Genomic DNA, 10,831 nt, shown 5'->3' with positions numbered 1-10,831 from the left:
CGACCTCTTCCCGATCCTGGAGCTGGGCACCAGCGCCAAGATGCTGTCGGTGGTCCCGCTGATGAACGGCGGCGGCCTCTTCGAGACGGGCGCCGGCGGCTCCGCCCCGAAGCACGTCCAGCAGCTGGTCAAGGAGAACTACCTGCGCTGGGACTCGCTCGGCGAGTTCCTCGCGCTGGCCGTCTCCTTCGAGCACCTCGCCACCACCACCGGCAACGCCCGCGCCCAGGTGCTGGCCGACACCCTGGACCGCGCGACCGGCAGCTTCCTCAACGAGGACAAGTCGCCGAGCCGCAAGCTGGGCGGCATCGACAACCGCGGCAGCCACTTCTACCTCGCCCTGTACTGGGCGCAGGAGCTGTCCCGGCAGACCGACGACCCGAAGCTGGCGGCCGCCTTCGACCCGCTGGCCAAGACGCTGGCCGAGTCCGAGCAGAAGATCGTCGCCGAGCTGATCGCGGTCCAGGGCTCCCCGGCCGAGATCGGCGGCTACTACCAGCCCGACGCGGCCAAGGCCGCGGCGGTCATGCGCCCCTCCGCGACCCTGAACGAGGCGCTGGCCCTCCTCGGCTGACACCCGTGATCACCGCATGACGTGCTCCGCCCCGGCTGGCTCCGTGCCCGGCCGGGGCGGACCCGTGTCCGGGGCCGGTGGCCGGACCGGCTCAGAGCCGGTGGACCCGCTCCTCCTCGAAGGCCAGCGGGTGACGGCCGGCCGCCAGCAGCCGCAGGCCCGGCGCGCGGCGCAGCAGGTCCCGCAGCCAGTCCACGGCCGCCGGGGTGAGCAGCTCGCTGCCGTCGAGGACAAGCAGCATGTCGCGCTCGGCGAGCCAGGACGCGGCATTGGCCGTGCCGCACGGCAGGAACGGCATGCCCGGCACGCAGCCCAGGGCAGCCGTCAGATCCCGCACGCCGGAGGCGCGGTCCAGATCGACGACGGCCACCCCGTCGTAGAAGTTGGACGCGAGCCGCCGCGCGATCTCCCGCACCAGCAGGCTCCGCGGCTCGCGGAACCTGCCCGTCACGGTCAGTACGCGCCCCCGCCGGACGGCGGTCAGCAGCCGCGACATCTGCACGGACGTCGCCGGCAGTGTGCCGGACGCCCTGGATTCCCCCATCGGCACGATGCCCCCCATTGCATGCGTGACCACGTGCGGCCAGAGGGTTGTTTCAGGCCGCATGTCGACGATTATGCGCCGCTTGCGCCGTAAGACCAGGGGAACGTCGTATTCCTGCGGAGGTACCTTTCGCCCCGCAGGTCAGGCCCACGCGGCCCGGTGCGGAGCGGGCGGAAGCCGGCGGGCGCGGCCCGGCGGGCCCGCGCCGATCGCGCCGGCCGCAGCGGCCCGGCGGTGCGCGTGGTGGCGCTCGAGGTCCTCCTCCCGGTAGCGCTTCGTCGCGACGTGCCAGACGTGGATGGCCGCCATCCACCGCGTCAGCTCCACGGAGCTGCGCTCCAGGGCCGCGCGGGCCGCCGCGTCCAGCCCGTAGTCCGCGTACATGACGGGCAGTTCGTGCGCCACCACGTGCTGGAACTGCTTCATCCGCGCGGTCATCAGATCGTTCACGATGCGCAGCGCCGTCGGAGCGTCGCAGTCGAAGAAGTTCTCCACGACGATCAGGCAGTTGTGCAGCTCGCCCTCGTACTGCGCCTCCTTCTGGTACGAGAACACGTCGTTCATCAGGGCCGAGTAGTCGAAGGCCGCCGCCTCCAGCGACTGCATGGCCGAGCTCGCGTACACCTCCTGCGGGACGACGTCCAGGTGCGCCATCCGGGCCAGCGCGATCGTCATCGGCGAACCGAAGGTCACCCGGCGCATCTCCAGGTAGTCGACCGGGTCCGGCACCCGGTTGGCCGCCTGGTTCTCCAGCTCCCAGTGCCAGCTGTCCAGCACCCGGTCCATCGCCCCCTTGAAGTGCTCCCGGCCGCGCGCCCCCATCGGCGCGGCCGTGCGCCGCCACAGGTCGGCCAGCCCCCGCTCCATGGCGTTGGCCGGGGCCGGCGGCGCCGACAGGTCCAGCGGCATGCAGGCGCGCAGCCGCTCGGTCTGCGCCCGGGCCGCGGCCAGGTCCCGCCCGGTGCCGAAGACCAGCGGATAGACGTCGTCGGCGTACGTGCCCCAGCTCAGCCAGCCCGCGCTGATGTCCAGCGCCTCCGCCGAGGCCTCCGGGTCGATGCCCGCCGAGCACAGCGCGAAGTCGTACCCGCGGGCCTTGTCCTCCCACCAGACGCCCTCGCCCAGCATCCCCATCGCGCGGTCCCACTCGACGAGCCGCTCCCGGGCCCCGGCCAGGTGCGGATTGAGGACGTTGCGGTACGGCATGAAGAACTCCGGGATCACCGAAGGACCCACCCGGCGGGGGACGTTGCCGTGCCGGCGGGCCCGCCGCGCGCCGCCGGTCAGGCCCAGCAGCGCCCTGACGTTGGCCCCGGCGGTCCCCAGCCCGGTCGGGCCCGGGCGGGAGTTCATGTACCGGCTGGAGCGCATGTGCCACTCGTGGCCGCCGGACTGCCAGTCCTGGAGCCCGCGGGCGTAGGTGAGGACGGCGAGGATCCCGCCCGGGTCCAGGCCCTTCTCCGCGAACAGCACCGGCAGTTCGGTGAAGAAGGTGCTCTCGAACTGCTGGAGGCGCGAGGTGAGCATGTTGTTCAGCTGGTCGGCGGCCTCCTGCGTGGTGCAGCTCGGTCCTGGCCCTGCGCACCGGAGAGGAGGACGGAGGCGTCATCGGACTGCGCCCGGCCGCGATCCCCGAACAGGTGGAACCCGGCCTCAACGTCCGCTGCATGGGCATCGACCAGAAGTCGGTCATGTCCTACCTGGTCAGCTCCTACTACTCGGCGGCGATCCTGGTGCCCGACGCCATCGGCATCCTGGAGAACGCCGACATCGCCGCCACCCGCACCTAGGCGGCTCTGACCGGGAACAGTTGTCCGCGAGCCGGTCATGGGCTCTACTGCTGTGCAGCCCCCACCGGGGGGCGCGTGCGGGGGAGGGGCCAGGATGAGAGCGGAGCGGCGGGCAGGACGGCGGCCGGAGCGGGCGGGCCGGCCGGTGTCGCACCGGCGCCGGAAGGGGTTCCGCGGGCGCAAGCCGCTGACCCTGCTGGCCTCGGCGTTCCTGATCGTCGGGGTGTGCGCCGCCGCCGGCCTGGCCTGGGACCCCTTCAACGCGACCTCCGCACACGGCGGTTCGGCCCCCGCGGCCGGCGCCCCCTGGACCGCCGGCCCGACCGGCAGTCCCGCGCCCGCGGAGCCCGCACCGGCCGCCCCGCCGTCCGCCGAGACCCCGCCGCCCACCAAGGGCGCGGCCGCCAAGGGCAACCCCGGGGGCGCGAGCGACACCGGCGCGCCACGACCGGCCGGCGCCCTGCCCTTCGACATGCCCCAGCCCGCCGCCCTGCGCTCCGGCGCGGCGGGCCGCAAGCTGGTGTTCGCCCACTACTTCACCCCGTACCCGCTCTCCCTCGACAACGCGCGCGCGGACGGCGACTACTACACCCGCCACTACCTGAACCCGGACGGCGAGAGCGGCAAGCACGGGAAGTACGGCGGCCTGCTGCGCGACCGGCCGCTGCCCGTGGAGCCGAAGTCCGGCGACTGGGAGTACGCCAACCTCCAGCAGGAGGTGCGCACGGCCCGCGCGGCGGGCATCGACGGGTTCACCCTCGACATGCTGTCCTTCTCCGGCCGCAACTGGGACCGCTGCAACCTGCTGATGGCGGCGGCCCGTTCGGTCGACCCCGCCTTCAAGATCATGCTGATGCCCGACATGACCTCGCTGAAGACCGATGACCCGGGCGTGCTCGCCGAGGCCATCGCCACGCTCGGCGACGCACCGGCCGCCCACCGGCTCCCCGACGGCCGGCTCGTCGTCTCCCCCTTCAAGGCGGAGGAGAAGAGCGCCGCGTGGTGGACCCAGGTCCTGGACATCCTGCGGTCCAGGCACGGCGTCCAGACCGCGTTCGTCCCGCTCTTCCTCGACTTCGCCGCCCACCACGACGCGTTCGCCCCCATCAGCCACGGCTTCTCCGAATGGGGCAGCCGCAGCTACGTCGGCCAGGAGGGCAACACCCGGGACGTCCGCCGGGCGCACGGCATGGGCAAGATCTGGATGCAGCCCGTCTCGGTCCAGGACGCCCGCCCCAACCAGGGCATCTACGACGAGGCCGGCAACACCGCGACCCTGCGCGCCACCTGGACGCACGCCATCGAGGACGGGGCCGACTGGGTGCAGCTGACCACCTGGAACGACTACTCGGAAGGCACCCAGTTCGCGCCCTCCCTGCACAACGGGTACGCCTACCTGGACCTGACCTCCTACTACCTCACCCGGTTCAAGACGGGCAGCTGGCCGAAGATCGTCCGCGACACGCTGTACCTCACCGCCCGCACCCAGTTCGCGGCCGCCGACCCCACGGGCGGCCAGTCGCTGCTGATGGCCCCGCGCAAGGGCACCGCCGCGCCCCGGGACACGGTGGAGGTGCTCAGCTTCCTCACCGGGTCCGCGGTCGTCCGTACGGCCGTCGGCTCCGCCCAGGACACCCACGAGGCCCCCGCGGGGGTGCACTCCGAACTGCTGCCGCTGAAGCCGGGCACCGCCTCGGCGGCGGTGGTGCGCGGCGGCAAGGCCGGCACGGAGGTACGGCTGCCGTTCCCGGTGGACCGTACGGTGGAAGTCCAGGACCTCCAGTACTACGCGGCGACCAGCGGACGGTAAGGGGGAGGGGGAGGGGCCGCGGCCACCGGGCAGGCCACCCTGTCGCGATTGGCCTTGTCGGGCCCGGCGCCGGGCCTTGCATGATCCGGAGCAGCCCGCCCGACCCGACCCGACCCGCCGCACCCGTCACCCGGAGGCACCGTGACCGAGCCCGCCACCCCCACCGCCTTCCCCGGCGGCGAAGCCCTCTTCCGGCTGGACCCCGGCGTCGCCCACCTCAACCACGGCTCGTACGGCGCGGTGCCCGTCCCCGTCCGGGACGCCCAGGAGGCGCTGCGCGCCGAGGCCGACGCCGACCCCGACGCCTTCTTCAACGGGGTCTCAGACCGGCTGGAAGGGGCCCGGAGCCGGATCGCGGCCCGCCTCGGGACGGACCCCGCAGGGCTCGCCCTGATCTCCAACGCCACCGAGGGCGCCAACCTCGCCCTCGACGCCATCCCGCTCGCCGACGGCGACGAGATCCTGGTCACCGACCACGGCTACGGCACCGTGACCGCCGCGGCCGCCCGCCGCGCGCCCGTCACCACGGTCGCCCTGGACCCGCACCTGCCCGACGAGGACGCCGTCCGCGAAGCCGTCCTGGCGGCGCTCACCCCGCGCACGAAGGTGGCCCTGCTCGACCACGTCAGCTCGCCCACCGCCCGCCTCGTCGCCGGCCCCCGGCTCCTCGAGGACCTCGCCGCCCGCGGGATCACCACCGTCGTCGACGGCGCCCACACCCCGGGCACACTGGCCGCGCCGGTCGCCGCCGGCGCCGACTTCTGGTTCGGGAACCTGCACAAGTGGGGCTACGCCCCGCCCGGCAGCGCACTGCTCGCCGTGGCCCCCGCCCACCGGGCCCGCGTCAGGGCCCTGGTGCCCTCCTGGGAGGACCACCGAGGCTTCCCCCGCTCCGTCGAATACCGGGCCACCGCCGACTACACCGGCTGGCTCGCCGCCCCCGAGGGCCTCGACCTGCTCGAACGCCTGGACGCCGACAAGGTCCGCGCCCACAACAGCGCGCTCGCCGCCCACGGCGCGGACCTGCTCGCCCGGCTCCCCGGATTCACCGCACTCCCGCACACCCCCGGCCTGCCGATGCGCTCCGTGCTGCTCCCGCCGGGCGTCGCCGAGACCCGGGAGGCCGCCACGGCCCTGCGCGAGGCACTCGCCGCGAAGCTCCGCATCCGGGTCCTGGTCTGGCCCCGGCCCGGCGGCGGGGGCATGCGCGTCTGCGGGCAGGTCTACAACCGGCCCGAGGAGTACGAGCGCCTCGCCGCGGCCCTGCCCGCCTTCCTCGCGGGGTGACCGGGCACCGGGCTCAGCCGCGCCGCAGCAGGTACGTGTCCATGATCCAGCCCTTGCGGGCCCGGGCCTCGGTGCGCAGCTCCTCGATCCGCCCGGCGACGTCCGCCAGCCTGCCCGAGACCAGGATCTCGTCCGGGGTGCCGACGTAGGCCCCCCAGTAGATGAACAGGTCCTGGTCCAGGTGGGCGGTGAAGGCGTGCCGCGCGTCCAGCATCACCACCACGTCGTCCACCCCCTCCGGCCAGCCCTCCGCCAGCCGCCGCCCGGTGGTGATCTGGACCGGCCGCCCGACCCGGTTCAGATTGGTGCGGTGCCGCGCCAGCAGCGCCGAGACACTGCTGATGCCCGGGACCACCTCGTGCTCGAAGGCCACCCGGCCCCGCTCCAGCACCTCGTCGAGGATCGCGAGCGTGGAGTCGTACAGCGAGGGGTCGCCCCACACCAGGAACGCCCCGGTCTCGCCCTCCGCCAGATCCTCCGCGACGAACCGCTCGAAGATCTCGGCCCGCGCGCTGCGCCAGCCGTCCACCGTCGGCGCGTAGTCCGCCGGAGTGCGGTCCCGGTCCGGGTCGCGGCCCTCCACCAGCCGGTGGCCGGGGCGGGCGTGCGCGTCGAGCATCGCGCGCCGCAGCCCGGTCAGGTCCGCCTTCTCCTCGCCCTTCTCCAGGATGAGGAACGCGTCCGCCGCGCCGATCGCCCGGACCGCCTGGAGGGTCAGGTGGTCCGGGTCGCCCGCGCCTATGCCGATCACTGAGAACTTCTTCACGCCGCTATTCTGCCCGTCATGCGAGCCGCCCTGTTCGTCACCTGCGTCAACGACGCGCTGTACCCGCGCACGGGCATCGCCGTCGTACGCCTCCTGGAGCGGCTCGGCGTCACCGTGGACTTCCCGGCGGCCCAGACCTGCTGCGGGCAGCCGCAGTACAACACGGGCTACCGGCACGAGGCCGAACCGCTGCTGCGGCGCACCGCCGAGGCCTTCGCCGGATACCCGTACGTGGTCACCCCCTCCGGATCCTGCGCCGCGATGATCCGCGAGCACTACCCGCGCATCGGCCGGCGGGCGGCGGCGGAGGGGCGCGGCGGCGAGCTCGGCGCACTCGCGCGGGAGCTGGCGCCGCGCGTGTACGAGCTGACCGAGTTCCTGGTCGACGTGCTCGGGGTGACCGACGTCGGCGCGTACTTCCCGCACACCGTCACCTACCACCCCTCCTGCCACGGCCTGCGCGGCCTCGGGCTGGGGGACCGGCCGCGCCGGCTGCTGGCGGCCGTCAAGGGGCTGGAGCTGGTCGAGCTGCCCGGCGCGGAGGAGTGCTGCGGCTTCGGCGGCACCTTCGCCGTCAAGAACCCGGACGTGTCGGCCGCCATGGGCACCGACAAGACGCGCAGCGCGGCCGCCACCGGCGCGCAGGTGCTGTGCGGCGCCGACAACTCCTGCCTGGCCCACCTCGACGGCCTGCTGCGCCGGGCCGGGGCACCGCTGCGGACCCTGCACATCGCCGAGATCCTGGCCGCCACCGAGGAGGAACCCCTGACATGAGCGGCACGTTCCTCGGCATGCCCGCCTTCCCCGAAGCGGCCCGCGAGGCCGTACGGGACGACGTGCTGCGGGCCAACCTCCGGCACGCCACCCACACCATCCGCGACAAACGGGCCCGCGCGGTCGCCGAACTCGCCGACTGGGACCGGCTGCGCGCCGCGGGCAAGGCGGTCAAGGACCACACCCTGCGCCACCTCGACCGCTACCTCCTCCAGCTGGAGGCCGCCGTGACCGCGGCCGGCGGCACCGTCCACTGGGCGGCCGACGCCGACGAGGCCAACCGGATCGTGACGGAGCTGGTGCTCGCCACCGGCGAGCGGGAGGTCGTCAAGGTCAAGTCCATGGCCACCCAGGAGATCGGGCTCAACGAAGCCCTCGAGGCCGCCGGGATCGCCGCGTACGAGACCGACCTCGCCGAGCTCATCGTCCAGCTCGGCCACGACCGGCCCTCGCACATCCTGGTCCCGGCGATCCACCGCAACCGCGCCGAGATCCGCGACATCTTCCGTACGGAGATGGGCCGTTGGGGACGGCCCGCGCCCGAACCGCTCGGCGACGACCCGCGCGAACTGGCCGAGGCGGCCCGCCTGCACCTGCGCGAGAAGTTCCTGCGGGCCAAGGTCGGCGTGTCCGGCGCCAACTTCATGGTCGCCGAGACCGGCACCATGGTCGTCCTCGAATCCGAGGGCAACGGCCGGATGTGCCTGACCCTGCCCGAAACCCTCATCTCGGTCGTCGGCGTGGAGAAGGTCGTCCCGGCCTTCCGCGACCTGGAGATCTTCCTCCAGACGCTGCCCCGCTCCTCGACGGCCGAGCGGATGAACCCGTACACCACCATGTGGACGGGCACCACGGAAGGCGACGGACCCGCCGCCTTCCACCTCGTCCTGCTCGACAACGGACGCACCGACACCCTCGCCGACGAGGTGGGCCGCCAGGCCCTGCGCTGCATCCGCTGCTCCGCCTGCCTCAACGTCTGCCCCGTCTACGAACGCGCCGGCGGCCACGCCTACGGATCCGTCTACCCGGGTCCCATCGGCGCCATCCTCAGCCCCCAACTGCGCGGTACCGGAAGCGAGATCGACGCCTCGCTGCCCTACGCCTCCACCCTGTGCGGCGCCTGCTACGAGGTCTGCCCCGTCGCCATCGACATCCCCGAGGTCCTCGTCCACCTGCGCGAACGGGTGGTCCAGGGCGGCCGGGTGACCCGCGACGGCATCCGCGTACGGATCCGCCCGGCGCACGGCCACACCGCGGAACGGGCCGCGATGCGGGCCGCCCGGCTGCTGCTCGACCACCCCGCCGCGCTCCGCGCCGGCGAACGCCTGCTGGCCCGCGCCCGCCGGCTGCGCCCGCGCCGGCTGCCGGGGCCCGGGCGGGCCTGGACCGACACCCGCGAACTGCCCGCCGTCCCCGCGGAGTCCTTCCGCGACTGGTGGGCCCGGGAACGGGAGGACAACCGATGAGCAGCAGGGACCGCATCCTGGCCCGCGTCCGGCGCGCGGTGGGGGAGCGCGGACCGGAGCCGGATCCGGGAATCCCCCGCGACTACCTGCGCGTCCACGGCGTCCGCACGCCCGCCGAGAGCGCCGACCTGCTCGCCGCCCACCTCACCGAATACCGGGCGAAGGTCCACCGCACCGACGAGGACGGACTGCCGATGCTGCTGATGCGGCTCCTCGCCGAGCGCGGCTCCGACACGGTCCTGATCCCGCCCGCCCTGCCCCCGCACTGGCTGTCGGCGGCGGACCCGACCCGGATCCACGACCGGGCCGTGTCCACCCCGGCCGAACTCGACCGCGTGGACAGCGTCGTGACCGGCTGCGCCCTGGCCATCGCCGAGACCGGCACCATCGTCCTCGACGGCGGCCCCGACCAGGGCCGGCGCCGCATCACGCTGGTCCCGGACCACCACATCTGCGTGGTCCGCGTGCCGGACCAGGTGGTGGACTCCGTACCGCAGGCACTGGAACGCCTCGACCCGGCCCGCCCCCTGACCTGGATCTCCGGCCCCTCCGCCACCAGCGACATCGAACTCGACCGGGTGGAGGGCGTACACGGCCCCCGCACCCTGGAAGTGGTGCTCCTCGGCGCACAATGAGGGCATGTCATCGCACATCGCCCTCACCGCGCTCCTGGTCCACGACTACGACGAGGCCATCGACTTCTACACCCGCGCCCTCGGCTTCGACCTCGCCGAGGACACCGGCCGCCCTGGGGGTACCTCCCAGCGGTAGCTGGGGGAGGCTCCCGCTGGGTCGTGGTCCGCCCGCCCGGCGCCAAGGAGGCCGCACTGCTGCTGGCCCGCGCCAAGGACGGAGCCCAGCGCTCCCGCGTCGGCGACCAGACCGGCGGCCGCGTCGGCTTCTTCCTGTACACCGACGACTTCGCCCGCGACCACGCCCGGATGGCCGCCGAGGGCGTCCGCTTCCTCGAGGAGCCGCGCCACGAGGCGTACGGCTCCGTCGCCGTCTTCGAGGACCTCTACGGAAACCGCTGGGACCTGCTCCAGCCCGCCTAGGGCCGCGACTAGGGCCGCGACCCGGGCGGCCCGCCGGGAGGGCTCGGCCGGCCGGCGAGCCCGGGGGCCTCGGCCGCCGCGTCGATGCGCTCCCCGGCCGCCACCCGGCCGGCCAGCGCCCGGGCCCATCGGACCAGGCCCGCCACGTCGATCCCGTAGGCGTCCTCCCGCCCGGCCAGGGCATCGGCCCCGCGCCGCAGCAGCCGGGCCCCGCCGACGGCGTTTCCGCGCGCGGAGTGCGTCAGACCCACCGCGAGCTGCGCGAGCCCGCGCCAGAGCGGGGCCGCCTCCTCGGGCCCCGACTTCCAGGCGTCCTCGAACACCTCGTGCGCGTGGAAGGGCATGCCCGAGTCCAGCAGTCGCTGCGCCTCCGCGACCGTCTCGCCGGGCGAGCGCACCACCCCCTCGGGCTGCCGCTCCACCCCGGCCGTCCCGTACGGCAGCGGCCGCCCCAGCCCGTCCCGGGGCCGCGCACTGCGCGCCCGCCCCTCGCCGTCCCTGTCCCGATCCCGATCCCGTGCGTTCACCACCTCATCTTCGCCATCTCCGGCGCCGCCGATTACCGGTGCATGAACACCCCTCGGCGTGGGGTAATGTTCTGCATGTGCCGCCGGGACGGGGGAAACCCCAGGTCGCAGGCACAACGGGACGTGGCGCAGCTTGGTAGCGCACTTGACTGGGGGTCAAGGGGTCGCAGGTTCAAATCCTGTCGTCCCGACTTTTCGAAGTCGCAGGTCGTGGGGCCGTTTCGGAGCAATCCGAAAC

10 protein-coding genes, 1 tRNA gene and 2 pseudogenes are annotated in these 10,831 nt (G+C 73.9%); 9 read left to right on the top strand and 4 right to left on the bottom strand.

What is annotated here, in order from left to right; translation table 11 throughout:
* Positions 1–574, top strand: a 574-nt coding sequence (locus ACFWP3_RS39975; protein ID WP_384231485.1) for an NADP-dependent isocitrate dehydrogenase, incomplete at its 5' end; no start/stop codon positions are given.
* A gap of 91 nt (positions 575–665) precedes the next feature.
* On the opposite strand, the gene ACFWP3_RS39970 is transcribed toward ACFWP3_RS39975, so the two are convergent.
* On the bottom strand, positions 666–1,076 hold the full coding sequence (locus tag ACFWP3_RS39970) for a hypothetical protein (protein ID WP_384231483.1): 411 nt from the start codon (positions 1,074–1,076) through the stop codon (positions 666–668).
* 183 nt (positions 1,077–1,259) lie between these two features.
* On the bottom strand, positions 1,260–2,645 hold the full coding sequence (locus ACFWP3_RS39965) for a hypothetical protein (RefSeq protein WP_384231481.1): 1,386 nt from the start codon (positions 2,643–2,645) through the stop codon (positions 1,260–1,262).
* A gap of 35 nt (positions 2,646–2,680) precedes the next feature.
* Between ACFWP3_RS39965 and ACFWP3_RS39960 the strand changes: the two are divergent.
* The 3 genes and pseudogenes from ACFWP3_RS39960 to ACFWP3_RS39950 form a co-directional block, all read left to right on the top strand.
* Positions 2,681–2,908, top strand: a pseudogene (locus ACFWP3_RS39960) (Crp/Fnr family transcriptional regulator); the annotation flags it as partial.
* Between the two features lie 94 nt (positions 2,909–3,002).
* Positions 3,003–4,718 carry a glycoside hydrolase family 71 protein gene (locus ACFWP3_RS39955; RefSeq protein WP_384231478.1) on the top strand — a complete coding sequence of 572 codons (1,716 nt, stop codon included), beginning with the start codon at positions 3,003–3,005 and terminating at the stop codon, positions 4,716–4,718.
* A 141-nt stretch (positions 4,719–4,859) separates the two neighbouring features.
* On the top strand, positions 4,860–6,005 hold the full coding sequence (locus ACFWP3_RS39950; protein ID WP_384231476.1) for an aminotransferase class V-fold PLP-dependent enzyme: 1,146 nt from the start codon (positions 4,860–4,862) through the stop codon (positions 6,003–6,005).
* Positions 6,006–6,018: 13 nt separating this feature from the next.
* On the opposite strand, the gene cobF is transcribed toward ACFWP3_RS39950, so the two are convergent.
* Positions 6,019–6,771, bottom strand: coding sequence for a precorrin-6A synthase (deacetylating) (gene cobF / locus ACFWP3_RS39945; RefSeq protein WP_384231474.1), 753 nt, complete (start codon positions 6,769–6,771; stop codon positions 6,019–6,021).
* A gap of 18 nt (positions 6,772–6,789) precedes the next feature.
* On the opposite strand from cobF, the gene ACFWP3_RS39940 reads away from it, so the two are divergent.
* The 4 genes and pseudogenes from ACFWP3_RS39940 to ACFWP3_RS39925 all read left to right on the top strand — a co-directional run bounded on the left by ACFWP3_RS39940 (position 6,790) and on the right by ACFWP3_RS39925 (position 10,066).
* Positions 6,790–7,545: a (Fe-S)-binding protein gene (locus ACFWP3_RS39940; RefSeq protein WP_384231472.1), complete on the top strand. Its 756-nt coding sequence runs from the start codon at positions 6,790–6,792 to the stop codon at positions 7,543–7,545.
* Positions 7,542–9,011, top strand: coding sequence for a lactate utilization protein B (locus ACFWP3_RS39935; protein ID WP_384231468.1), 1,470 nt, complete (start codon positions 7,542–7,544; stop codon positions 9,009–9,011). Before ACFWP3_RS39940 ends, ACFWP3_RS39935 begins: the two co-directional genes overlap by 4 nt.
* Complete coding sequence (locus ACFWP3_RS39930; RefSeq protein ID WP_384231464.1) at positions 9,008–9,646, top strand: lactate utilization protein C; 639 nt, start codon at positions 9,008–9,010, stop codon at positions 9,644–9,646. The genes ACFWP3_RS39935 and ACFWP3_RS39930 overlap by 4 nt, the downstream gene beginning before the upstream one ends.
* 4 nt (positions 9,647–9,650) lie before the next feature.
* Positions 9,651–10,066: pseudogene (locus ACFWP3_RS39925) on the top strand (VOC family protein).
* Positions 10,067–10,074: 8 nt separating this feature from the next.
* Here ACFWP3_RS39925 and ACFWP3_RS39920 read toward each other — a convergent pair.
* Entirely contained in the window at positions 10,075–10,593 is a 519-nt protein-coding gene (locus tag ACFWP3_RS39920; RefSeq protein WP_384231462.1) for a DUF309 domain-containing protein, read from the bottom strand.
* A 117-nt stretch (positions 10,594–10,710) separates the two neighbouring features.
* Between ACFWP3_RS39920 and ACFWP3_RS39915 the strand changes: the two genes are divergently transcribed.
* Positions 10,711–10,784, top strand: a tRNA-Pro gene (locus ACFWP3_RS39915).
* Positions 10,785–10,831 lie beyond the last annotated feature (47 nt).

Source organism: Streptomyces sp. NPDC058525 (assembly GCF_042719495.1).
GTDB lineage: Bacteria > Actinomycetota > Actinomycetes > Streptomycetales > Streptomycetaceae > Streptomyces.
This window is presented reverse-complemented; position numbering and strand designations above follow the sequence as displayed.

Excerpts from the sequence above, each read along its gene's own strand:
- ACFWP3_RS39965 (WP_384231481.1), bottom strand. The coding sequence starts at position 2,645 with ATGCTCACCTCGCGCCTCCAGCAGTTCGAGAGCACCTTCTTCACCGAA.
- ACFWP3_RS39955 (WP_384231478.1), top strand. The coding sequence starts at position 3,003 with ATGAGAGCGGAGCGGCGGGCAGGACGGCGGCCGGAGCGGGCGGGCCGG.
- ACFWP3_RS39940 (WP_384231472.1), top strand. The coding sequence starts at position 6,790 with ATGCGAGCCGCCCTGTTCGTCACCTGCGTCAACGACGCGCTGTACCCG.
- ACFWP3_RS39935 (WP_384231468.1), top strand. The coding sequence starts at position 7,542 with ATGAGCGGCACGTTCCTCGGCATGCCCGCCTTCCCCGAAGCGGCCCGC.
- ACFWP3_RS39930 (WP_384231464.1), top strand. The coding sequence starts at position 9,008 with ATGAGCAGCAGGGACCGCATCCTGGCCCGCGTCCGGCGCGCGGTGGGG.